Below are 21,741 nucleotides of genomic sequence, written 5' to 3' on the forward strand. Positions count from 1 at the left end.
GGCTAGTCCTCGTTGTTCTGGACGACCGCGCCGGTGACGGGGTTGAAGTAGACCTCGGCCTTCTTGCCGGCCTTGTTGAAGGCGTAGATTTCGTAACAGCTGCCGCTGACCTGGAAGACCTTGATCTTGGTGTAGCCGAGGGCGGCGATCTTGGTCTTCATCTGGGCCTCGCTCAGCCATTTGGCCTTGGGGGCGGTGGTGCAGGCCGGCGACGCGGCGGCGCTGGCCGCGGTGGCCAGGACGGCGACGGCGGCGGCGGCGGGGATCAGGAACTTTCGCATGGGGGGCTCCGGTTGCGGGCTATGAAGCGGCTGCTCCATGACCCGGATCCTGGGAGCTCGACCTGACGAAGACCTGACGGCCCTGGCCCGGCGAGGCTTGGCCGCCGTCAGGTTTTCGTCAGGCGAAGGGGGCAGATTGCCGCTCAGCACGCCCCGCCAAGCCCAGCCACCCCCTTCCCCTGTCACTGGAGAAAACGGCCATGCCCGCCATGTCGCGCCTTCGGGCCTATCACGCGCTGCTCGCTGTCCTCGTGGTCGCGGCCTATTTCAGCACCGAATGGGGGTCGGCCCACGCCTGGCTTGGATACGGTGTCGCCGCGGTGATCGCCTTGCGCCTGGTGATGGCGCTGACCGGCTCCCGCCAGCTGGGGCTGATGCGGTTCTATCCGCATTTCCAGGGCCTGAAGGTCGACAACGCCTTCACCCATCCCGCCATCAGCCGGGTGCTGCTGGTGGGCATCGCCGTGTGCCTGATTGGCGTCACGGCGACGGGCATCGCCATGGACGGAGGGCGCAGCTTGGGTGTGAACCCGCCGGTCGCGTCATCCACCGATCCGATCCGAGCCGCCGGCGACGCCCATGATGAGGCGGAAGAGGACGACGAGGGCGAGGAGGGCGAGGAGGGCGGGCCGCTCGGCGAGGTCCATGAGCTGTTCGGCAATGGGCTGATGCTGCTGGTGGTGTTGCATGTGAGCTACCTGTTCCTCTTCAAGCGGCCCCTCGCGCGGTTCATGCTCTTCGCCGCGGCGAAGACGAAGTCACAACCCTTGCCCTGAACTCGCCTGCCCGGCGCCACGGGAAGAGCGCCCCTCTTCCCGTATCACCGCAATTACGCCGCCCTCCCGGTGGAGGGAGTGGGGCGTGATGACGTTCGCGTTTCCCGTTCTGAAGCCGCCCTCCGCGCAGGCCCGGGCCCTCGCAGGCTTCGGCTCGCTGCTGCTCGATGCGGCGCTGGCGGGCCTGCTCCTGTTCATGGTGATCGATCGGACGGCCCCGCCGCAGGACCTGCCCTGGAAGCCCTTCTCCCTCAACCAGCCGATCGGCCTGGCGACCTCGGGCAAGCTGGCGCGGATCGCCGCCGACCCGGCCCGGTGCAAGGCGGCCCTGGCGGCGGGTGAGGTCGCCTTCACCGCGACGCCGGCAAGGCGCGACGGCTTCTGCTCGAAACTTGACGCCGGCCAGGTGGGGGGCGGGGGCCTGTCGCCCGCGGGGCCGGTGATGACCTGCAGGGAGGCCCTGGCCTTCACGCTCTGGAACCGCCAGGTGCTGCGCCCCGCCGCGCGGGAGATCCTGGGCGCCGAGGTCGCGGCCATCGACCACTATGGGACCTATGCCTGCCGCCGGGTCTACGGCCAGGACTCAGGCCGGGTCAGCGAGCATGCCCACGCCAACGCCTTCGATTTCGCCGGCGTGCGGCTAAGCGACGGCCGCCGGGTGACCGTCGCCGCCCACTTCGACGATGAGGGCGCCCGCGGCCGGTTCCTGCGCGCGGCGCGCGACGGGGCCTGCAAGGTGTTCCGGGTGACGCTGAGCCCGGACTACAACGCCGCCCACCACGATCACCTGCACCTGGACATGGGTCGGTTCCGCACCTGCCGGTGACGCAAGGAACCGGCGCGCGTTGAGCCTCAGGTTCCGAGGCGTTCAGGATCGACCTTCAAGGTGACCACCAGGCCGGCCTCGAGCCAATCGTACTCGATCACGCCGCGCAGATGGCCGCTGACGCTGCGCTCGATCAGCTTGCTGCAGTAGCCCTTGGGTTCCTCGGGCGCCTTGACCAGGGGGCCGCCCGTCTCGGTCCAGACGATGGTCACCGCTTCGTCGTGTGCGGAGCAGGAGACGTCGAGCATGCCCGTATCGACCGACAGGGCGCCGTACTTCAAGGAGTTGGTCGCCAGCTCGTGGACGATCAGGGCGACGATCGTGGTCGCCGACTCGCCGACGCTCATGCGCGGCGCCGAGACCCGAATGCGGCCGCTGAAGGCGCCGAGGTCATCGTAGGGGGCGAGCAGGACGGTCAGCAGGTCGCCAAGCAGGGCGGAGGGGGCCTCGCTCTGGCCGGCCACCGGACGCACCAGGTCGTGCGCGCGGCTGAGCGCCGTCAGCCGCAGCGTCAACTCACGCGCCATGTCCTCGACGGTCTTGGTGGAGCGCGACGTGATGGCCGTCAGTCCAGAGGCGATGGCCGGCGCCGCCCATGGCCAGACGGCCGCCGCGACGGCCGGCGACCCTGACCCTAAGCTTTGTGAATGCCTGAAGGCGGTGATGGCCAAGGCTCCACAGGGGGCCTGGCCGCCGGCCGTCTATCCTGCGCTCTTCTGGGCTGATGGCGACGCCGTGCCTGCCGATCATGACGGGCGGCGCCCTGCGCTCGGAGTTCGCGGCGCGGCAGATGGCGCCCGCCAACTTCTGCACCCATGTGGCCCCACCGAGCCCGGCGTCGGCAAGAGCCACCAGCGCCATCCTGGCCTATACCCAGACCCGTCTGGTTCCGACCCTGCAGTCCTGCTTCGCCGGGACTCAGCCGACGCGTCATGCGAAACAGGAAGAGAACCTGGTCGAGGGCGGTGTCCAGTTCGCCCCCAAGGGACAACCCGCCGTCCGGGCCATCGAAACCAATGAGCGTATCGTCCTGGCCGGGAGCCGGCGCCTGTCGAATTCAATCGCCATCGAGATCGATGCGCGAAGATAGGGCCGGGCTGCCCGGATAGTCGACGCCGCCCGGCTCCAGGGGGGCCAGGCACTCCGAGCAGACCAGGGTGGGCTTAAAGCTGTGGCCGCAGGCCCTGTGGCGGCGTTCAAGGGGTCGCGACGTGGGGGTCGGCAGCCAGGCCTCGCCCCACTGGGCCATCATCATCAGCACATGGCCCAGGGCGCGCGCCTTGTCGGTGGGCAGGTAGTCGAAGCGTTCGGGATGGGCCTGGTAGGCCTTTCGCTCCAGGACGCCAGCCTCCACCAGGTTGGCCAGCCGCCGCGAGACCATTTCCCGGCTGCAGCCGAGGCGGGCCTGGAAGCCGTCGAAGCGGGTCACGCCGCGCAGGGCGTCGCGCAGGATCAGCGCGCTCCAGCGGTCGCCGATCACCGAAAGGGTCCTGGCGATCGGGCAGTCATCGCCGGCCAGTTCGTCCCACCGCATGGGCGTTCCTCCGTTTCCGAGGCGCGGACCAAGAGGGGCGTTGACCCCGCCGGAAACGCCTCCCATTGTCAGTCTAAAAAATAGACTCGTAAATGGGGAGCGGAATTATGACGCGCCAGAGACCGATCAGCCTGCGGTGGCTTTCGACTGCCTCGCTGCTGGCGCTTGCCTGCGCCGCCCCGGCCCTGGCCCAGGCGCCCGCCCCGCCCCCATCCGGCGAGACCGTCCCGGACGCCGGCGCGAGCTTTCCGGCGGTCTTCTTCGCCCAGTACAATCCGGTGACGGCGGCCGACATGGTGGCCCGGGTGCCGGGGTTTGATCTGCGGGACGGCGACGACCGGCGGGGCTTCGCCGCGACCGCCGGCAACCTGCTGGTCAACGGCGAGCGGCCCAGCTCCAAGGCCGCGCCGTCGGATCTCCTCAAGCGCATCCCGGCCGCCAGCGTGCTGCGGATCGAACTGCTGTCGGGCAGCAACTCGGCCATCGACATCCGCGGCCAGTCCCAGGTGGTCAATGTGGTGGTGAACCGCGCGACCCGGGCCGATTCCGCCACCACCTTCGTCGCCGGCCTGCGGCACATCCAGTATTCCAACCGAATCGGCTGGGCCCTGCAGCTTTCGCGCACCCTGTCCCTGACCCCCACCACCGAGCTGGCCCTGGACATCCAGGCGCCCAACACCCTGGGACGCGGGGTGGTTGGCGAGCGCCTGACCAGCGGCGCCGGGGTGTTCACCGGGACGCGCTATCAGGTGAGCAAGCCCAATAACCGCAGCATCCAGGGCTCGGCCAGCCTGCGCTGGCGGCCATCGCCGGCCGACGCGGTGAACCTCAACCTGCAATATGTTCCGGTTTGGAACGGATCGGAATCGGTCCAGCTGGAGACCGTGGCCAGCGGCGTCCTGCGCAGTTCGCTGGACGGGGACAACGCCTACAAGAACAACTATTCGGCCGAGTTCGGCGGGGATTGGGAGCACCGGTTCGGCGCGGACCTGACGGTCAAGCTGATCGGCCTGGTGTCGCATACCAGCGTCGATCAGCTCGACAGCTTCGACATCTTCACCGCGCCGGCCGCCCGGACGCTGCGGACCCAGGACCGCACGACCCGCAGCGGCGAGCGGATCGGGCGGATGCAGGTGAAGTGGGACGCCACCCCCGCCCACACCCTGGAATTCGGCGGCGAGGGGGCGTTCAATTTCCGCGACACCACCCTGGACATCATCAACCAGCCGCAGGGCGGCCCGGCGGTGCGCGTGCCCCTGGCGGTGGCCAACGCCCGGGTCGAGGAACTGCGCGGCGAGGTCTACGCCAACGACATCTGGACGGTCGGCCCCCGGCTGTCGGTGGAGACCGGGGTCAATTTCGAGGTGTCGCGGATCACCCAGACCGGCGACCAGAACAAGGAGCGAAGCTTCAACTATGTGAAGCCGCATCTGACAGCGACCTACGCCTTCGATCCCCGCACCACAGTGCGGCTGGTCCTGCAGCGCGACGTGGCCCAGCTCGACTTCGCCGAGTTCAGCAGCGCGGTGGACTTCCTGAACACCTCCACCATCCAGGGCAATCCGGACCTGGTTCCGGAACGGGCGTGGAAGTCGCGGCTGGAGCTGGAGCGCCGTTTCGACCAGAAGGCGGCGATCACGCTGGCGGCCTTCGCCGACCGCGTCGAGGATGTTCACGACCTGGTGGTGGTCGGGGGATTGGACGCCTACGGCAATATCGGCAATGGGACCCGGGCGGGGGTCGAGGCCCGGGCGACGATCCCCCTGCGCCGGGTCGGCCTGCCCAACGCCGAACTGCGGCTCAGCGGCCTCTATCAGCAGACCCGAGTGACCGACCCGATCACGGGCGAAGAGCGGTCGTTCTCCATCCCTCTGGAACGCCAGGGCACCGCGGCCGGGTCGACGACGCTCAACACCGCCAACAAGGACTGGGCCTATCTGGTGAACTTCCGCCAGAATCTGCCCGACATCTCCGCGGCCTGGGGGGCGACGCTCCTCCAGTGGGCCGGCCGCGAGGAGTATCGTCGAGCCGAGATCTTCGAATATGTCCGACCCAAACCCAGGCTCGACCTGTTCTTCGAGACCACGGCGATCAAACCGGTGACCCTGCGGCTGTACGTCAACAACATCCTGGTCTCGTCGGAGGAGCGCACGCGGACCTTCTTCCAGACCGATCGCAGCTCAGGGGTGGTCCAGCGGGTGGAAGACCGGATTTCGCTAGGCGGAGCTGATGGCTCCCGGTTGGTGGGCTTCGTGATTTCGGGCCGGTTCTGATCGCCGATATTGGCTTTCGCCGCGGAAAGCTGGCAGTCCTCTAACCCTTGAAACAGCGCCAACCTCTGAGAGTTCTTCCATGAAGTTTGACGACGTCATCCTCGGTCGCCGCAGCATCCGCGGCTACAAGCCCGATCCCGTGCCCAAGGCGCTGATCGAGGAGATCATCGCCCTGGCCATGCGGGCGCCTTCGTCGATGAACACCCAGCCGTGGAACTTCTACGTCATCACCGGGGAGCCCCTGGACAGGATCCGCGCCGGCAATACCGAGCGGATGGTGGCCGGTGTGCCGCAGTCGCGGGAGTTCCGGCAGGGCCAGGCCTTCGCGGGGCAGCATCGCGACCGGCAGGTCGGGGTCGCCAAGCAGCTGTTCGCCGCCATGGGCATCGCCCGCGACGACAAGGAGATGCGCCAGGACTGGGTGCTGCGCGGCTTCCGCCAGTTCGACGCGCCCGTCTGCATCATCGTCACCTATGACAAGGTGCTGGACGGCAGCGACGACACCCCCTTCGACTGCGGCGCGGTGACCACCGCCCTGGTCAACGCCGCCTGGTCGCGGGGCCTGGGGGCGGTGATCAACAGCCAGGGGATCATGCAGTCGCCGGTGGTGCGCGAGCACGCCGGGATCGCCGAGGATCAGGTGATCATGAAGTCCGTGGCGCTGGGCTGGCCCGATGAGGACTTCCCCGCCAATGCGGTGGTGTCTGAGCGCAAGGCCGTCGAAGAGGCCACAGTGTTCGTGGGGTTCGACTAGGGGCGGCTCAGCGCCCAGGCCGGCGGGCCGTCCTGGGCGAGCCGGCCCTCCAGCTGCTCGTGGAACCGGCTAAGCGAGGGCAGGACGAACTGAACCGTGAGGCCCGGAGACCCGGCCACGAAGTCCAGGCCAATATCCTCTTGGCGGGCTAGCCCGCGCATGAGGCGGACGCCGAAGCTCTTGGCGGAGGTGGACAGCGAGGCGGGCAGTCCGCCCACGCCCCGGTCGATCACCTCGACGAGAAGCGCTCCGGACGGGCCGGCCGTGGACCGGACGGTGATCTCGCCCGGCTGATCCACCGGGTAGGCGTACTTCAAGGCGTTCATCACCGCCTCGGTGACCATCTGGCCGACCGCCACATTCACGCTGTTGGTGACGAGGTGGGGGCCGGCGATTTCGTCCACGACGCTGTGGATCGTGTCGCCGCTGGTTCCGAAGGTCGCGCAGACCTCATGCAGCATCGCCGAAACGTCGATCGGTTCGGACGAGGTCGGCCGCTCGGTCAGCCGCCTGTTCAGGTTGGACAGGGCGCGGGCGCGGGCCTCGACGGCGGCGAAGGCCAGTTGAAGGTCGCGGATTTCGCCGGGGTGCCGGCGGAATTCCTCGAGCGACAGATGGATATAGCTGGTCAGCAGCGCGAACTGATTGGCGGTGCGGTGATTGACCTCGGCCAGCAGGGGGCAGTGGGCGGCGCACAGCGGAAACTGTGTGCTCGCTTGGCCGGGCGCGGACAGGTTCTGCAAGGACATGGGTCATTCCGGAGAGGGGGATGCTCGCGGACGCTGTACTGAGTGGAGGGGGCCGCCGCGGACGTGGGGGCGGGCCATCTCCTATTTCTAACCAAGGCCAAGCTATCCGGGCATTGATCTCGATCAAAACCGCAAGGTGTGACGGCCCCAGTTTGGGGATCGGTCGTGGGGGCAGGTGCGCGGGCCGTCCGGAGCAGGTAGAGAACGCCCATGTTGCGGATTTCGGAACTCAAGCTGCCTCTCGATCACGCGCCCGAGGCCTTGCCGGCGGCGATCGCCGCGCGGCTCGGGGTGGCCGAGGGCGAGATTCTGCGCTGGTCGGTGTGGAAGCGGGCCCACGACGCGCGCAAGAAGGCGGCGATCCTCAAGGTCTATATCGTTGACGTCGAGTTGAGGGACGAGGCCGCCGTGGCGGCGCGGCTGGCGGGCGATCCGCACCTGCGGCCGACCCCGGATACATCCTACAGGCCGGTGGCGAAGGCGCCGCAGGGCGCGGCGCGCCCGGTGGTGATCGGCGCGGGGCCGTGCGGCCTGTTCGCCGGGCTGATCCTCGCGGAGATGGGCTTCTGTCCGATCATCCTGGATCGCGGCAAGGCCGTCCGTGAGCGGACGAAAGACACCTGGGGCCTGTGGCGCCGCGGCGAGCTCGATCCCGAATCCAACGTCCAGTTCGGCGAGGGCGGCGCCGGGACCTTCTCCGACGGCAAGCTCTACAGCCAGGTCAAGGACCCGCGCTTCCTGGGCCGCAAGGTGCTGACCGAGTTCGTGGCGGCGGGCGCCCCGACCGAGATCCTGACCGAGGCGCACCCGCACATCGGCACCTTCCGACTGGTGACCATGGTGGAGACCATGCGCGCCAAGATCGAGGCCCTGGGCGGGGAGTACCGGTTCGGCCATCACGTCACCGATGTGGAGATCGAGCCGGGGCCTGGCGGCGCGCGGCGCCTGCGGGGGCTGCATCTGAAGGGCGGGGCGTTCGTGGCGGCCGAGCATGTGGTGCTGGCCGTGGGCCATTCGTCCCGCGACACCTTCACCATGCTGCACGACCGCGGCGTCCACATCGAGGCCAAGCCGTTCTCCATCGGCTTCCGCATCGAGCATCCGCAGTCCTGGATCGACCGGGCCTTGTTCGGGCCCTGCGCCGGGCATCCGGACCTGGGGGCGGCGGCCTATTCCCTGTCGCATCACTGCAAGAACGGCCGGACGGTCTACAGCTTCTGCATGTGCCCGGGCGGGACGGTGGTGGCGGCGACCTCCGAGCCCGGCCGCGTGGTCACCAACGGCATGAGCCAGTATTCGCGCAACGAGCGGAACGCCAATTCCGGCTTTGTGGTGGGGATCTCGCCGGAGGACTACGGGAGCGACCATCCCCTGGCCGGCATCGCCCTGCAAGGCGCGTTGGAAAGCGCGGCCTTCACGGCCGGCGGCGGCGGCTATCACGCCCCGGGGCAGACGGTGGGCGACTTCCTGGCGGGGCGGGCCTCGAGCGCCCTGGGGAGCGTGGTTCCCTCCTACAAGCCTGGCGTGCGGCCCACGGATCTGGCGACCCTGATGCCGGACTATGTGGTGGAGGCGATGCGCGAGGCCCTGCCGGTCTTCGGCCGCAAGATCCCGCGCTATGACGATCCTGAGGCGGTGCTGACCGGCGTGGAGACGCGCACCTCCTCGCCGATCCGCATCACCCGGGGCGCGGACTTCCAGAGCCTGAACCTGGCGGGACTGTTCCCGGCCGGCGAGGGGGCGGGCTACGCCGGCGGCATCCTCTCGGCGGCCATCGACGGCATCAAGGTGGCCGAGGCGGTGGCGCGGGCGATGGTGGGGGAGGCGGTGGCCTAGCCACGCCCCGCTCATCCCGGCCAAGGCCGGGTCCCAGCTTCATCCAGAGTTGTCAGCGGTGATCCACGTTCGTGTGGTTCGTGGACAATCTGATCGGTCTTGGCGGTGTCACGGCTGGAAGGCTTGGAACCACGAACCACACGAACCACACGAACGGCGGGTCTTAACCGGAGGCCAGAGGTGGATCTGGGTCCCGGCCTTCGCCCGGGAGGAGCGGGTTTGGAACTAACCCAGCAGGAAATCGCCTTGCGGCACGGCCACGGGGCTCATCGCCACCACCACGTCCGTCTGTTCCGCCGGCGCCGGAGGGCGCGGGCCGGCGCTGGGCAGGTGGCCCACCAGGCCCGCCACGCCCGTGCCAGCCACCATCAGGAAGCCGTCGCCCTGGTTGTCGCCGTCGAGGTCGACCTCGACGCGGAAGCCGGGGAGGGGCGGCGGCATGTGGCCGGGGAAGCTGAAGCCGCGCAGGCCGCTCAGCACGTCGTCCTGGACCGTGGCGTTGATGACGCTGACCAGGTGGCCGTTGGCGCCGGCCAGCCGGTCGCCGGCCGTGAAGTCGAGGATGACGCCGAGATCGTGCTGCTGCGGCGGCGTCTCGGGCGCCTGGGCGACCTCGAGAACGAAGGTGTCGTCCCCCGCGCCGCCGATGGCCGCCACCTGGGCGCCCAGGTGAATCTGGTCGTTTCCGTCGCCGCCTTCCAGCAGGTCGGCTTGGCCCGGGCCCGCGCCGCCGCCCGATAGGGTGTCGTCCCCCGCGCCGCCCACCAGGTGGTCAGACCCGCCGCCGCCGCTCAGGCTGTCGTCGCCGGCGCCGCCCACGAGCACCTTGATCCCGTCACCGCCCTGAGGGGCGTTCGCCTGGGCCTGGGCCACCAGGACCGGGGGCCCGGCCGCCGGGCCGTCCGCCTCGGTAAGGGCCGGCTTGATCTCGTCTGCGGGCGCCTCGGCCTTGGGGGCTTCCTCGGCGAGGGTGGGCGTCGCGCTGTCGCCAGGGGTGGTGTCGTCGGCGGGGGCGGCCAGGCGTTCGAAGCGCTGGTGTTCCTCTGCCGCGGCTGGCGCGGCCAGGACAGCGGCGGTGGCGAAGGCGGCCAGAACCGCGGCGCCGGTGTCATGGGCCGTGGGCGCGGGCGTCTCGTGAGCCTGGGCGGTCATGTCGAAGAAGGCGGCGGCCACCACCAGGGCGATGAGGCTCTGGGCCTGGCGGGCGGCCATGGGCACCACCACCTCGCCCTGGCCGTCGCGCCAATCGGCGCCCAGCAGGCGATCGACGGCGGTCCAGAGGGTGTCGTCCTCCTCCACCACGTCGGCGGCGGCGTCATGGATGACGAACTGGCCGTTGATGCGGGCGACGTGGACCAGGACCTCGTCGAATTCGTCAGTGATCACGCACCAGGGGTCGCCGGCGTCGGTGGCCCCATAGACCACGCGCACGTGGATGCCGTCCGCCGCCAGCCGGTCGGCCAGCTCCGACAGCCGCGCGCGCTCACCGGCGGACCAGCCGCCGGTTTCGACGCGAGGCGTGAACGGGACGACGTTGCTCATCGGGGCGGGGCTGTCCTTCAGGTCCCGAAGGCGCGCTGGGCGTCGGGCAAGATCTGGGCGGCGTCCCCGAACAGCAGCCGGTTCAGCTCAGGCTCGTAATAGGCGAGCAGGGTGCGGGCGAAATGGGCGGGATCAAGGCCGACCGCAAGGGCCCAGGCCCCCTGCATCTCGATGGGAACCCGGCCAAGGCCGCTCTCCACCTGCGAGACGAAGGTGTAGTAGCGCATGCCCACGCGCTCGGCGAGTTCGGCCTGGGTCAGGCCCGCGGCTTCGCGCCCGGCCTTCAGCCAGCGTCCCGCCGCCTGCCGCAGGCTCTTGGTGGCCGCCGCGCGGATGGGATCAACCGCAGCTCTGGGCATTGAAATTCAACTCCTGGACTACGCCATCTTGCGGCCACAATCGGACCGACATACAGTTCTTAAGAAACACATTCTTACACGATGCATAATGCCTCGTCGCTGACCATAGACATCGACCGCCCCTTCGTCCTCATCTTTCGGATATCCCATGTCGCTTCGTCACCTCCTGCTCGCCGCGGCCTCTCCCCTGTGCCTGGTCGCCGCGCCCGCCTGGGCCGAGACCGCGATCTCCACGGCGGTGACCACGCCGGTGGCCACGGCCACCGCGGCCAGCGGTGCGCGGGACGACGTGAAGGTCACCTCGGCGGGGTCCATCAAGGTCACCAACGGCGCGGCCCTGACCCTGAACAGCAACAACAACGTCACCCACGAGGGGACCATTTCGATCTCGGACGCCAGCAACACCACCGGCCTGGCGATCGTCGGCGGCAATACCGGAGAGGTGAAGCTGTCGGGCTCGATCAGCGTCGACGACACCACCGAGATCAAGGACACCGACAGCGACGGCGACAATGACGGGCCGTTCGCCGTCGGCTTCAACCGGGTCGGCGTGCGGGTCACCGGGCCCGCCACCTTCCATGGCTCCATCACCCAGACCGCGGGCTCGATCACCGTGGAGGGCAACGATTCAGCCGGCGTCGCGCTGGAGAGCGCCATCGATGGATCCCTGCAGACCGCGGGGATCATCTCGATGATTGGCGACCGTTCCTATGGGCTGCACGCCCTGGGCACGGTCGGTGGCGACGTGGTGGTGACCGGGAGCGTCACCGCCCAAGGCAAGGACTCCGTGGGCGTGGCCCTGGACGAGAATGTCGGCGGCAAGCTCTCCATCAATTCCGCCATCGGCGCCTCGGGCTTCCGCTCCACCACGCGAGGAACCGACGCGGTGGTGGCCAAGCTGGACGTCGACGACCTGCTGATCGGCGGGCCGGCGGTGCGGGTGCGCGGCGACCTGTTCGGCGGGATGCTGATCGGGTCCTCCGGCTCGGCCAGCGCCTATGGCTCATCGCCCGGCGTGCTGATCGGCTCGGACGCCCGCAATGTTCGGCTGGGCGTGCTGGGGACCGGCGCGGACGCCTTCGGTTTCATGAACAAGGGCACGGTCCAGGGCGCGGGGGTCTATGACGGCGTGTCGGCCGTGGGCCTGAAGTTCGAAGGCCTGGGCCGCACGGTGACCATCGACGGCGGGGTCTGGAATTCAGGTTCGATCCTGGCCACCGGGGTGAAGGCCAGCGCCACGGCCTTCTGGATGGGGGCCGGCGCCCAGAGCGCCAACCTGACCAACGCCGGGGTGATCAAGGCCACCACTGTCGCCACCGACGCCAACGATATCGCGGCGATCCGCATCGACGCCGGGGCTTGGCTGCCCTACCTGGCCAACAGCGGCTCCATCAGCGCCCTGGTCAGCGGCTCCAAGGCCTCGGCCACCGCCGTGCTGGACGCCTCGGGATCGCTGCGCACCATCGAGAATATCAATTCCGTGGTCGCCACGGTGACCGCCACCGACACCACCCTGCCGGTGACCGGCCGCGCCATCGCCTTCGACCTGCGGGCCAACACCGCCGGCGTGGTGCTGCGCCAGTACGCCAACAGCGACACCGCCATCACCCCCACCATCACCGGCGATGTGCTGTTCGGGTCGGGCGCGGGGCGGCTGGAGTTGCTGGCGGGCGTGCTGAACGGGGCGGTGGCCTTCGGTTCGGGCGCCGACAGCCTGGTGATCAATGGCGGCGCCTGGCTGACCGGGGCGCTCACCGACGCCGGCGGCGGCCTCACCATCGACATCGTCAAGGGCCGGCTGACCGACACCAGCACGGCGACGGTCAACCTCACCAGCCTGAACCTGGGCGCGGCCGGCGAGCTGGTGTTCACCGCCGACCCCAAGGCCGCCAAGTCCACCCTGTTCAACGTCTCCGGCGCAGCGACGCTCGCCACCGGCTCCAAGATCGGCCTGTCCTTCGCCTCCAAGCTGGAGGCGCCGGCCAGCTTCACCCTGCTCAAGGCCGGCTCGCTGACCGCCGGCGCCCTGGACCAGAGCCTGCTGGGGGACACCCCCTTCCTCTACAAGGCCACCCTGCGGGTAGACGCCCCCACCACCAGCCTGGTGGCTGAGGTGCGCCGCCGCAGCGCCGCCGAGGCGGGCATGACCGCCTCGGAAAGCGCGGCCTATGACGCGGTGTTCGCAGCCTTCGACAAGGACGCCGCCGTCCGCGACGCCCTGCTCTCCAAGACCACGCAGGCCGGCTTCCAGACGCTGTACGACCAGTTCCTGCCCGACCACTCGGGGGGGCTCTTCCACACCCTGGCGGCGGCCTCCGACGCCGCGGGCCGCGGGCCTGATGCCGACGCCTCCATGAGCGACGCGGGCGGGGGCTTGAGGGCCTGGACTCAGGAGATCGCGGTGATGATCAAGCGCGACGTGGACCGCTCCACCGCCTACGACGCCGGCGGCTTCGGGATCGCCGCCGGGATCGAGGCCTCCGACACCGCCTTGGGCGCCCTTGGCTTGCAGACCAGCTTCCTCAATGTCGACGTGGACGAGGCCGGCGCCGTGGGCTCGGAATCGCTCTCCGGCACGGTGCTGTCGGCGGGCGTCTACTGGCGCGAGAGCCTCGGCGACCTGACGCTGGGGGCCGGGGTCACCGGCGGCTACGCCTCGATGAAAAGCCAGCGGGTGCTCAGCGAATCCGGCTTCACCCGCACCGCGGAGTCCGACTGGAAGGGCGCCACGGTCGCCGCCCACGCCCACGTGAACTGGAACCTGGAGGGCGAGACCTTCTACGCCCGGCCCCATGCCACCCTGGACTATTTCCTGCTGAAGGAGGACGACCGCACCGAGACCGGTGGCGGCGACGCCATGAACCTGGCCATCGACGAGCGCTCGTCCAGCCAGATCGCCGCCTTCGCCGGGGTCAGCGTCGGCGCCAGGTTCGGCATGAAGGGCGATTTCCGCTGGGGTCCGGAACTCACCGCCGGCTGGCGCCAGGTCTCCGGCGACGGGGCGGACGCCACCACGGCCCGCTTCGTCAGCGGCGGATCGGCCTTCACCATCGCGTCCCCGGAACTCTCAGGCGGCGGTGCGGTTGTACGCTTGGCCCTTCGCGGCCAGAGCGACTACGTCGACTTCGCCCTGGAAGGCGGCGGAGAGGTTCGCGACGACTACGAGGCCTACGACGCCCGCATCGTCGCCCGTATGGTGTTTTAAGGCGCGCTTACCATGACCCACCTGGCCGGAGGACTGCTGGCGCTCGCCGCCGTCCTCGTCTGCATTGCTCGGCATACCGCAGGAAAGCCCCCGCTGTGGCGTTCCAAGGTGGCCTTCGTGGGCTCGGTGTCATGCCTGATCGCCGGCGGCGTCCTGGTGGCCCTGGACCCTAGCGCCCTGGGCGAGACCCCGGTGGTGATCGTCGCGGCCCTGTGCCTGTTCGAGGGCGGCATGGCGCTGATCAGCCTGATGGCGGCGGCCGGCGCACGCCAGCCAAGGTGGCTCGCCTGAGCCACCTGCAAGTTCCCCCCGGACCCTCATCCCACACCGTGGGACCCGGACGCCCCCTAGCGTCCCGGGGCCTGGCTTTCGCCAGGGTGAGCGGGGGCGCTATTTCGCAAACAGCTCGCCGTTGCGCACCGAGGGGTTGGCCTCGGCCTCTCCCTTGCGGCTGAGCAGGAAGAGCGCGGTCTCGGAGCGCCAGTTCTCCAGGGCGCGGGTCGGGTCGATGGACCGCGCGGGCTTGCCGGCGTTCAGCGCCGAACAGGCCTCGATCCGCAGGTCCAGGTCGTCGCAGAGCGCGGTGAAGTCGTGCAGGGTGCAGAGGTGGATGTTGGGGGTCGACCACCAGGGCTCGGGCAGGGCCTTGGTCTCCGGCATGCGCCCATTGACCATCAGTGACCAGCGCACGCGCCACTGGCCGAAATTGGGCAGGGACACCACCGCCCGGTCGGCGATGCGCAGCAACTCGTTCAGCACGTGCCGCGGCTCGCGCATCTGCTGCAGGGTCTTGGACAGGATGGCGTAGTCGAAGGCCTGGGTGGGGAAGTGATCGAGATCGCGGTCGCCGTCCCCCTGCACCACGGCCAGGCCGCGCGCCAGGCAGGCCGAGACGCCCTGGCTGGAGATCTCCAACCCCTGGCCGTCCACCCCCTTTTCCCGGGTCAGCAGCTCCAGCAGCTCGCCTTCGCCGCAGCCGACGTCCAGGACCCGCGATCCGGGGCGCACCAGGCGCAGGATTTCCTTGAAGTCCTCGCGGGTCGTCCTCACGCCAGGCCTCGCTTCTCGGCGGCCGAGGCCAGGAATCCGCGCAGGGCTGAGTCCAGGGCCGGCTCCTCCAGGAAGATGGCGTCGTGGCCTTTGTCGGTGGTGATCTCGGCGAAGCTGGCGCGGCAGCCCGCGGCGTTCAGGGCGCGCACGATGTCTCGGCTCTCGGCCGTGGCGTAGAGCCAGTCCGAGGAGAAGGACAGCACGCAGAAGCGCACGTTGCGGGCTCGCAGGAAGGCGTTGGCCAGCACCCCATCGTGGCTGGCGGCCAGGTCGAAATAGTCCAGCGCCCGGGTGATGTAGAGATAGGAGTTGGCGTCGAAGCGGTCGACGAAGCTGGCCCCCTGGTGGCGCAGGTAGCTCTCCACCTGGAAGTCGGCGTCGAAGCCCCAGGACAGGCCGTCCCGCTGCAGTTCGCGGCCGAACTTCCGCTGCAGGGCGGTCTCCGAGAGGTAGGTGATGTGGGCGGCCATGCGCGCCACGGCCAGGCCCTTCTCGGGGCGCACGCCCTCAAGTTCGTAGGCGCCGCCGCGCCAGTCGGGGTCGGCCATGATCGCCTGGCGGCCCACCTCGTGGAAGGCGATGTTCTGGGCCGAGTGGCGGGCGGCGGCGGCCACGACGATGGCCGAGAACAGCCGCTCCGGATAGTCTGCCGCCCATTGCAGGACCTGCATGCCGCCCATGGATGTGCCCACGACGCAGAACAGGGTCTCGATCCCGAAGGACTCCACCAGCATGGCCTGGGCGCGGACCATGTCGGCGATGGTGATCATCGGGAAGGCCAGGCCGTAGGGCTTGCCGGTCCTGGGATCGAGCGAGGCGGGCCCCGTGGAGCCCATGCAGCCGCCGATGACATTGGGGCAGATGATGAAGTGGCGCTCAGGGTCCAGGGGCAGGCCGGGGCCCACCACGGTCGTCCACCAGCCCGGCTTGCCGGTCACCGGATGGGTGGAGGCCACATGCTGGTCGCCGGTCAGGGCATGGCAGATCAGCACGGCGTTGGACTTGTCGGCGTTCAGAGTCCCGTAGGTGCGGTAGGCCATCTCCAGGGGGGCCAGAACCGCGCCGGAATCCAGGCGCAACGGACGGTCGGCCGGCGACCTCCAGGTCCCGCCGTCGGTGGGGGTGGCGAGGGTAGCGTGGCCGACGTCGCTCATGGCCCGCTTGGACCGCCAACCACTTTCGCTGTCAACCGCTTCGCGTCGGCGGCGAGGCCCGCTATGAACCGAGGTGACTCCCACGCATGGGTGGGGCGACGGAGAGACCATGGACCGGCTGATCCTCCTGCGGCACGGCGAGGCCGAGCGCGACGCCCCCAGCGGCGACGATTTCGACCGGCGGCTGGTGGCCCGCGGGATCGCGGCGTCCACCGCCATGGGCGCGACCCTGGCCGACCTGGGCTTCTGCCCCGACGTGGCGCTGGTCTCGGCCGCAGCCCGGACGCGGGACACCTGGGAGGCGGTCTGCAAGGCCTTCCCCAAGGCGCAGGTGCGTTTCGAAGACAGCCTCTACCTGGCCGAGCCGGACCGCGTCCGGTCGCTCGCCAAGGCGGCCGGCGCGGCCTGCGGCACGGTGATGGTGGTGGGGCACAATCCGGGCCTGCAGGACCTCACCGTCCAGATGCTGAGGGACGGCGGCGCGCCCCCGGCCCTGATCGCCAAGGCGCAGAACGGTTTCCCCACCGCTGCGGCGGCGGTCTTCCTCTTCGACCACGCCGGACGCCCGTCCTATGACGGCCTGTTCTTCCCGGGGCGGTGAGCGATGAGAACGATGTCGCGAGCATGCTCCTCCTCTCCCCCCGCCTCTTCGGGGGGAGAGGGTAGGGTGAGGGGGGCTTGTCGGCCTGGCGCTGCGCCGATGGAGAGGCCGCAGACCCCTCACCCTACCCTCTCCCCTGAACAGGGGAGAGGAGGGGTATGACCCGCATCTATAAGATCCTCTCCCGCGCCGAGTGGACCGCCGCCGAAGCCTCCGGGAGCTTCCTGGGCTCCGCCGTCGATCTGGCCGACGGCTTCATCCACTTCTCCACGGCCGCCCAGGCGGGCGAGACCGCGCGGCGCTATTTCAAGGACCTGACCGGCCTGGTGGTGCTGGAGGTGGAGGGCGACGACCTGGGCGCCGCCCTGCGGTGGGAGCCGTCGCGGGGCGGGGACCTGTTTCCGCACCTCTATGACGTCCTGACACCGGTCCAGGTGCGCGGCGTCACCGAGGCCCCCCTGGGGGCCGACGGCGTGCCGATCCTGGGAGATCTCGCGTGATCCACGACCTGGCCGCCCGCGCCCTGCACGTGCTCGATCCCGAGGACGCCCATGGCGTCACGATCAAGGGCCTGGCCATGGGCCTGGGTCCCCGCGCAGGCCGCGACGATCCGATCCTGGCGACGACAGTGGCGGGGCTGTCCCTGCCCAACTGCGTCGGCCTGGCGCCCGGCTTCGACAAGAACGCCCAGGTGTTTGGCCCCATGCTGGCGGCGGGCTTCGGCTTCGTGGAGTGCGGCACGGTCACGCCGCTGCCCCAGGCGGGCAATCCGCGCCCGCGCCTGTTCCGGCTGACGGAGGACCAGGCGGTGATCAACCGCATGGGCTTCAACAACGAGGGCCTGGAGCCCTTCGCGGCCCGGCTGGCGCAGCGGGGCCCCGGGGTGATTGGGGCCAATATCGGCGCCAACAAGGACGCAGCCGATCGCATCGGCGACTATGTCACCGGCCTGACCCGTCTGTGGGGCCTGGCCTCCTATTTCACCATCAACATCTCCTCGCCCAATACGCCGGGCCTGCGCGCCCTGCAGACCAAGGCGGCGCTGGAGGAGCTGCTGGGGCGGCTGGCCGAGACCCGTGACCGGCTGCCCGCCGAGGGCCTCGTCCCCATGTTCCTGAAGGTCGCGCCGGACCTGGAGGCCGGCGAGGTGGAGGCGATCGTCGATACGGTGATCGCCAATGGGCTGGCGGGCGTCATCGTCTCCAACACCACCATCGGGCGCCCGGACCTGCGCTCGCCGCATGCCGGTGAGACCGGCGGCCTGTCGGGCGCCCCGTTGAAGGCCCTGGCCCAGCAGATGATGGGCGAGTTCCACGCCGCCGCCGCCGGCCGCCTGGCCCTGATCGGCGCCGGCGGCGTCGCCTCGGGCGCCGACGCCTATGCCCGCATCCGGGCCGGCGCCAGCGCGGTGCAGCTCTATTCGGCCATGGTGTTCGGCGGGCCGGGCCTGGTTCAGCGGATCAAGCGCGACCTGGCCCAGCGCCTGAAGGCCGACGGCTTCGCCAGCGTGGCCGCCGCGGTGGGCGCAGACGGCTAGATTCGCGCATGAGGCGAACAGACGTCGCGTTGCCGAAAGCCCCACGGTGAAGTAGGGGGAAGGCTCATGGCGGACGCCCTTCAGCCTCAGGCGCCCCCGAGGCGAACCAGACGGCGGTTCTTCTGGCCGGGCGGCCTCTCCGCGCGTCTGCTGATTCTCACCATCCTGTTCGTCGTCTCGGCCGGGGCCCTGGCCCTGCCGCCGGCCCTGGCGGCCTTCGAGGAACAGTGGCTGCTGGACCGGGTCCGCGCCGCCGAACTGGCCACCATCGCCCCCGACGTCGCCCCCGACCGGGTGGTGAGCGAGGCCCTGGCCGCCCAGCTGCTGGAGGGCGCCGGGGTGCAGCGGGTGGCGATCCAGACCGAGGGCATGCGCCGCCTGGTGCTGCAGGGCCCCAAGCTGGAGCGGGCGCCCTATCTCGTGGACCTGCGTGACCAGGCCCCGATCTCCTGGCTGGCGGCGCCGTTTCAGACCCTGCTGGGGGGCGGGGAGGGCCGCATGGTCCGGGTGATCGCCGAGCCCCGCATCCGCAAGGCTGATTTCATCGAGATCGTCGCCCCCGACGCCGTGCTGAAGCGCGAGCTGACCCGCTATCTCTGGCAGCTGCTGCTGATCATGGCCTTCGTGGCCACGGTGGCCGGCATCCTGGTCTATCTGTCCCTGGCCTTCTTCCTGGTGCGCCCGATGCAGCGCATCACCAATGCGATGGAGCGGTTCCGCGCGGACCCGGACGATCCGGCCTCGCACCTTGATCCCTCCGGGCGCCGCGACGAGATCGGCCGCGCCGAGGTGGAGCTGGACCTGATGCAGGCCGACCTGCGGGTGGCGCTCAATTCCCGCGCCCGGCTGGCGGCGCTCGGGGAGGCGGTGGCCAAGATCAACCACGACCTGCGCAACATGCTCACCAGCGCCCAGATCGCCTCGGAGCGGCTGGCGGCGTCCCGCGATCCCAAGGTGGCCCAGGCCCTGCCGCGCCTGGAGCGCGCCCTGGACCGCGCCGTGAAGCTGGCCACCGACGTCCTGGTCTATGGCAAGACCCAGGAGGCGGCGCCCGACATCAGCGCCATGCCCTTCGCCCCGGCCCTGGAGATGGCGGCGGAGGAGGCGCGGCTCTCCGACGACAGCGTGCGGCTGGAAACCCTTATCGATCCCGCCGACCAGGTCATCGCCGATCCCGACCAGCTGCACCGCATCGTCGCCAACCTGCTGCGCAACGCCCGGGAGGCGATCGAGGCGCAGGAGGGCCGCACCGCGCCCGGCGTGGTCACGGTCTCCCTGAGCCAGGCCGAGGGCGCGACCCTGATCCGCTTCTCCGACAATGGTCCAGGGGTGTCCAAGCGCGCCCAGGAAAAGATCTTCCAGCCCTTCGCCGGATCAAGCCGGCCCGGTGGGGCGGGGCTGGGCCTGGCCATCGCCCGCGAGCTGGCCCAGGGGCACGGCGGCGACCTGACCCTCGCCGAGACCGGCGAACAAGGCTCGGTGTTCGAGCTGCGCCTGCCGGGCGCGCCTCCACAGCTGAAGACCAAGCGGGCGCGGGCGAAGGGGGCCTGATCCGCTCCTCCCGGCGACGGCCGGGACCCAGATTCACTTCCAGCCAACGAGCTCGATCACCGTTCGTGTGGTTCGTGGACAATCTTGATCAGCCTCGCGGCGTCGCGGTCCGACGAATTGGAACCACGAACCACACGAACAGGGGTCCTGATCGACGCTCCAGGATGATCTGCGTCCCGGCCTTCGCCGGGAGAAGAGTTGGTGAGCTGCGAGCGCTGACTACGGCGCCTTGGCCACGCCCTCGCGCCTCGGGTCGGCCGCGCCCATCAGACCCGTCGGCGTCATGACGATGGCGTGCAGGCCGGAATCCTCGCCGCCGCCGGGCTTCAGGGTGACGCCCTTGGCGGCCAGGGCCTCCACCACGCCGGCCGGGAACTTGGCCGGTTCGGCGGCATAGGTGTCGCCGCGCGCGATCAGGTTGGGCAGGGCGATGGCCTGGTCGATGGGCAGCTTCCAGTCGAGGAAGGCCACCAGGGCTTTCAGGTTATAGGCCAGGATCGCCGAGCCGCCGGGAGACCCCACGGCGGCGACGAACCGGCGGTCCTTGTCCAGGACCACGGCCGGGGCCATCGACGAGCGGGGACGCTTGCCGCCCGCCACCGCGTTGGCCGCCGGGACCCCGTTCTTATCCTTCGGAGCGAAGGAGAAGTCGGTCAGCTGGTTGTTGAGGAAGAAGCCGTTCACCATCCGGCCGTTGCCGAAGATGCTCTCCACCGTGGTGGTCATGGAGACGGCGTTGCCCGCCGCGTCGACGATCACCAGGTGCGAGGTGCCGCCGGGCTCGACCGTGGCGTCCGGCGCGCGGACGCCGGCGCCCCTGGGCGTGCCGGGGCCGGGCGCGGGGCCCGCGGTGTCCGGCGCGATCATGGCCGCGCGCGTCGCCGCATAGGCGGGGTCGAGCAGGCCCGCCGTGGGCACGTCCACGAAGTCCGGATCGCCCATATAGCGGTCGCGGTCGGCGTACATCAGCCGGCTGGCCTGGGAGAACAGGTACCAGCCCTGGGCGTCGTTGGGATGGGCGGCGATGTCGGTGTGTTCCAGGATGGCCAGGCCCTCCAGCACCGCGGGGCCGCCGGAGGGGGCCGGGGGGGTGCAGACCACATAGACGCGGAACGGTCGGCAGGTGGCGTCGGTGACCTTGGGCTTGTAGCTCTTGAGGTCGGCCAGGGTCATGGCGCCGGGCCGGTCGCCCTGTTGCAGGCGCGTGACGATGGCCTCGGCCACGGGACCCTCGAGGATCGCCTTTGGGCCCTCGGCGGCGATCTTGCGGACCGTGGCGGCGTAGGCGGGGTTTTTCAGGGTGTCTCCCGCCTTCATGCGGGTCCCGTCGGGATTGGTGAAATAGGCCACCACGTCCGGGGCGCTGGCCTGGGGGAAGCGGCCGACGATCATGCCGGCCAGGCGCGGGCTGACGGTGAAGCCCTGGTCGCCCAGCTTCTCGGCGTCGGCGAACAGGGTGTTCCAGGGCAGCTTGCCGTGCTGGGACTGGGCCAGGGACAGCATGGCGACGGCTCCGGGCACGCCGGACGACCGGCCGCTCAGCAGGGCGGCGCCGAAGGGGAGGGGCTTGCCGGTCTCGTCCAGGAACAGGGCGTCGGTGGCGGCGGCCGGCGCGGTCTCGCGGCCGTTATAGGCGGTCACCTTGCGGGTCTTGGCGTCGTAATAGGTCAGGAAGGCGCCGCCGCCGAGCCCCGAGCTCTGCGGCTCCACCAG

21 protein-coding genes are annotated in these 21,741 nt (G+C 70.0%); 12 read left to right on the forward strand and 9 right to left on the reverse strand.

Going from position 1 to position 21,741, the window contains the following annotated elements; genetic code table 11:
- Window positions 1-2: 2 nt before the first annotated feature.
- Complete coding sequence (locus tag OCL97_RS08365) at window positions 3-281, reverse strand: PepSY domain-containing protein (protein ID WP_377369267.1); 279 nt, start codon at window positions 279-281, stop codon at window positions 3-5.
- A gap of 200 nt (window positions 282-481) precedes the next feature.
- Here OCL97_RS08365 and OCL97_RS08370 point away from each other — a divergent pair, with 200 nt between their 5' ends.
- Entirely contained in the window at window positions 482-1,057 is a 576-nt protein-coding gene (locus OCL97_RS08370) for a cytochrome b/b6 domain-containing protein (RefSeq protein WP_377369269.1), read from the forward strand.
- 160 nt (window positions 1,058-1,217) lie between these two features.
- A complete protein-coding gene (locus OCL97_RS08375; RefSeq protein WP_377369305.1) occupies window positions 1,218-1,883 on the forward strand; it encodes an extensin-like domain-containing protein in 666 nt (221 codons plus the stop codon).
- A 26-nt stretch (window positions 1,884-1,909) separates the two neighbouring features.
- Here the strand turns inward: OCL97_RS08375 and OCL97_RS08380 are convergent, their stop codons facing one another.
- Window positions 1,910-2,554 (reverse strand): HWE histidine kinase domain-containing protein, encoded by a 645-nt coding sequence (locus tag OCL97_RS08380; RefSeq protein WP_377369271.1) that lies wholly within the window; start codon window positions 2,552-2,554, stop codon window positions 1,910-1,912.
- 53 nt (window positions 2,555-2,607) lie between these two features.
- Here OCL97_RS08380 and OCL97_RS08385 point away from each other — a divergent pair, with 53 nt between their 5' ends.
- Entirely contained in the window at window positions 2,608-2,973 is a 366-nt protein-coding gene (locus OCL97_RS08385) for a hypothetical protein (RefSeq protein ID WP_377369273.1), read from the forward strand.
- Here OCL97_RS08385 and OCL97_RS08390 read toward each other — a convergent pair.
- Window positions 2,941-3,417: a winged helix-turn-helix transcriptional regulator gene (locus OCL97_RS08390; RefSeq protein WP_377369275.1), complete on the reverse strand. Its 477-nt coding sequence runs from the start codon at window positions 3,415-3,417 to the stop codon at window positions 2,941-2,943. The two genes, OCL97_RS08385 and OCL97_RS08390, sit on opposite strands and share 33 nt — an antisense overlap.
- A 107-nt stretch (window positions 3,418-3,524) precedes the next feature.
- Between OCL97_RS08390 and OCL97_RS08395 the strand changes: the two genes are divergently transcribed.
- Together OCL97_RS08395 and OCL97_RS08400 are read left to right on the forward strand one after the other, a co-directional pair.
- Window positions 3,525-5,690, forward strand: a complete 2,166-nt coding sequence (locus OCL97_RS08395) for a TonB-dependent receptor plug domain-containing protein (protein WP_377369277.1) — start codon at window positions 3,525-3,527, stop codon at window positions 5,688-5,690.
- A 79-nt stretch (window positions 5,691-5,769) separates the two neighbouring features.
- Window positions 5,770-6,444, forward strand: a complete 675-nt coding sequence (locus OCL97_RS08400) for a nitroreductase (RefSeq protein WP_304776958.1) — start codon at window positions 5,770-5,772, stop codon at window positions 6,442-6,444.
- Here the strand turns inward: OCL97_RS08400 and OCL97_RS08405 are convergent.
- The gene (locus tag OCL97_RS08405) at window positions 6,441-7,193 is read right to left on the reverse strand and encodes an ATP-binding protein (RefSeq protein WP_377369279.1); all 753 of its coding nucleotides are present in this window, start codon (window positions 7,191-7,193) and stop codon (window positions 6,441-6,443) included. The genes OCL97_RS08400 and OCL97_RS08405 overlap by 4 nt on opposite strands.
- Window positions 7,194-7,403: 210 nt before the next feature.
- On the opposite strand from OCL97_RS08405, the gene OCL97_RS08410 reads away from it, so the two are divergent.
- The gene (locus tag OCL97_RS08410; RefSeq protein ID WP_377369281.1) at window positions 7,404-9,029 is read left to right on the forward strand and encodes an NAD(P)/FAD-dependent oxidoreductase; all 1,626 of its coding nucleotides are present in this window, start codon (window positions 7,404-7,406) and stop codon (window positions 9,027-9,029) included.
- 225 nt (window positions 9,030-9,254) lie between these two features.
- Here the strand turns inward: OCL97_RS08410 and OCL97_RS08415 are convergent, their stop codons facing one another.
- Together OCL97_RS08415 and OCL97_RS08420 are read right to left on the reverse strand one after the other, a co-directional pair.
- A complete protein-coding gene (locus OCL97_RS08415; RefSeq protein ID WP_377369283.1) occupies window positions 9,255-10,571 on the reverse strand; it encodes a hypothetical protein in 1,317 nt (438 codons plus the stop codon).
- Between the two features lie 17 nt (window positions 10,572-10,588).
- Window positions 10,589-10,930 carry a helix-turn-helix domain-containing protein gene (locus OCL97_RS08420; RefSeq protein WP_377369285.1) on the reverse strand — a complete coding sequence of 114 codons (342 nt, stop codon included), beginning with the start codon at window positions 10,928-10,930 and terminating at the stop codon, window positions 10,589-10,591.
- A 148-nt stretch (window positions 10,931-11,078) separates the two neighbouring features.
- Here OCL97_RS08420 and OCL97_RS08425 point away from each other — a divergent pair, with 148 nt between their 5' ends.
- Together OCL97_RS08425 and OCL97_RS08430 are read left to right on the forward strand one after the other, a co-directional pair.
- Window positions 11,079-14,135, forward strand: coding sequence for an autotransporter family protein (locus OCL97_RS08425; RefSeq protein ID WP_377369287.1), 3,057 nt, complete (start codon window positions 11,079-11,081; stop codon window positions 14,133-14,135).
- Window positions 14,136-14,147: 12 nt separating this feature from the next.
- On the forward strand, window positions 14,148-14,426 hold the full coding sequence (locus tag OCL97_RS08430) for a hypothetical protein (RefSeq protein WP_377369289.1): 279 nt from the start codon (window positions 14,148-14,150) through the stop codon (window positions 14,424-14,426).
- A gap of 99 nt (window positions 14,427-14,525) precedes the next feature.
- Here OCL97_RS08430 and metW read toward each other — a convergent pair whose 3' ends face one another.
- Entirely contained in the window at window positions 14,526-15,185 is a 660-nt protein-coding gene (gene metW / locus OCL97_RS08435) for a methionine biosynthesis protein MetW (protein WP_304780790.1), read from the reverse strand.
- Entirely contained in the window at window positions 15,182-16,339 is a 1,158-nt protein-coding gene (metX, locus tag OCL97_RS08440; RefSeq protein ID WP_377369291.1) for a homoserine O-acetyltransferase MetX, read from the reverse strand. Before metX ends, metW begins: the two co-directional genes overlap by 4 nt.
- 109 nt (window positions 16,340-16,448) lie before the next feature.
- On the opposite strand from metX, the gene OCL97_RS08445 reads away from it, so the two are divergent.
- The 4 genes from OCL97_RS08445 (at window position 16,449) to OCL97_RS08460 (ending at window position 20,028) form a co-directional block, all read left to right on the forward strand.
- Entirely contained in the window at window positions 16,449-16,940 is a 492-nt protein-coding gene (locus OCL97_RS08445; protein WP_377369293.1) for a SixA phosphatase family protein, read from the forward strand.
- 158 nt (window positions 16,941-17,098) lie between these two features.
- The gene (locus tag OCL97_RS08450) at window positions 17,099-17,440 is read left to right on the forward strand and encodes a DUF952 domain-containing protein (protein WP_377369295.1); all 342 of its coding nucleotides are present in this window, start codon (window positions 17,099-17,101) and stop codon (window positions 17,438-17,440) included.
- A complete protein-coding gene (locus tag OCL97_RS08455; RefSeq protein WP_377369297.1) occupies window positions 17,437-18,477 on the forward strand; it encodes a quinone-dependent dihydroorotate dehydrogenase in 1,041 nt (346 codons plus the stop codon). The genes OCL97_RS08450 and OCL97_RS08455 overlap by 4 nt, the downstream gene beginning before the upstream one ends.
- A 66-nt stretch (window positions 18,478-18,543) precedes the next feature.
- The gene (locus tag OCL97_RS08460) at window positions 18,544-20,028 is read left to right on the forward strand and encodes a sensor histidine kinase (RefSeq protein WP_377369299.1); all 1,485 of its coding nucleotides are present in this window, start codon (window positions 18,544-18,546) and stop codon (window positions 20,026-20,028) included.
- A gap of 219 nt (window positions 20,029-20,247) precedes the next feature.
- Here the strand turns inward: OCL97_RS08460 and OCL97_RS08465 are convergent.
- Window positions 20,248-21,741: gamma-glutamyltransferase family protein (locus tag OCL97_RS08465; protein ID WP_377369301.1), on the reverse strand; the 1,494-nt coding region annotated here is incomplete at its 5' end.

This window comes from Phenylobacterium ferrooxidans (assembly GCF_042714595.1).
In the GTDB taxonomy this organism is placed as follows: Bacteria; Pseudomonadota; Alphaproteobacteria; order Caulobacterales; family Caulobacteraceae; genus Phenylobacterium; species Phenylobacterium ferrooxidans.

Excerpts from the sequence above, each read along its gene's own strand:
- OCL97_RS08365 (WP_377369267.1), bottom strand. The coding sequence starts at position 281 with ATGCGAAAGTTCCTGATCCCCGCCGCCGCCGCCGTCGCCGTCCTGGCC.
- OCL97_RS08370 (WP_377369269.1), top strand. The coding sequence starts at position 482 with ATGCCCGCCATGTCGCGCCTTCGGGCCTATCACGCGCTGCTCGCTGTC.
- OCL97_RS08385 (WP_377369273.1), top strand. The coding sequence starts at position 2,608 with ATGGCGACGCCGTGCCTGCCGATCATGACGGGCGGCGCCCTGCGCTCG.
- OCL97_RS08390 (WP_377369275.1), bottom strand. The coding sequence starts at position 3,417 with ATGCGGTGGGACGAACTGGCCGGCGATGACTGCCCGATCGCCAGGACC.
- OCL97_RS08395 (WP_377369277.1), top strand. The coding sequence starts at position 3,525 with ATGACGCGCCAGAGACCGATCAGCCTGCGGTGGCTTTCGACTGCCTCG.
- OCL97_RS08400 (WP_304776958.1), top strand. The coding sequence starts at position 5,770 with ATGAAGTTTGACGACGTCATCCTCGGTCGCCGCAGCATCCGCGGCTAC.
- OCL97_RS08405 (WP_377369279.1), bottom strand. The coding sequence starts at position 7,193 with ATGTCCTTGCAGAACCTGTCCGCGCCCGGCCAAGCGAGCACACAGTTT.
- OCL97_RS08410 (WP_377369281.1), top strand. The coding sequence starts at position 7,404 with ATGTTGCGGATTTCGGAACTCAAGCTGCCTCTCGATCACGCGCCCGAG.
- OCL97_RS08415 (WP_377369283.1), bottom strand. The coding sequence starts at position 10,571 with ATGAGCAACGTCGTCCCGTTCACGCCTCGCGTCGAAACCGGCGGCTGG.
- OCL97_RS08420 (WP_377369285.1), bottom strand. The coding sequence starts at position 10,930 with ATGCCCAGAGCTGCGGTTGATCCCATCCGCGCGGCGGCCACCAAGAGC.
- OCL97_RS08425 (WP_377369287.1), top strand. The coding sequence starts at position 11,079 with ATGTCGCTTCGTCACCTCCTGCTCGCCGCGGCCTCTCCCCTGTGCCTG.
- OCL97_RS08430 (WP_377369289.1), top strand. The coding sequence starts at position 14,148 with ATGACCCACCTGGCCGGAGGACTGCTGGCGCTCGCCGCCGTCCTCGTC.
- metX (WP_377369291.1), bottom strand. The coding sequence starts at position 16,339 with ATGAGCGACGTCGGCCACGCTACCCTCGCCACCCCCACCGACGGCGGG.
- OCL97_RS08445 (WP_377369293.1), top strand. The coding sequence starts at position 16,449 with ATGGACCGGCTGATCCTCCTGCGGCACGGCGAGGCCGAGCGCGACGCC.
- OCL97_RS08450 (WP_377369295.1), top strand. The coding sequence starts at position 17,099 with ATGACCCGCATCTATAAGATCCTCTCCCGCGCCGAGTGGACCGCCGCC.
- OCL97_RS08460 (WP_377369299.1), top strand. The coding sequence starts at position 18,544 with ATGGCGGACGCCCTTCAGCCTCAGGCGCCCCCGAGGCGAACCAGACGG.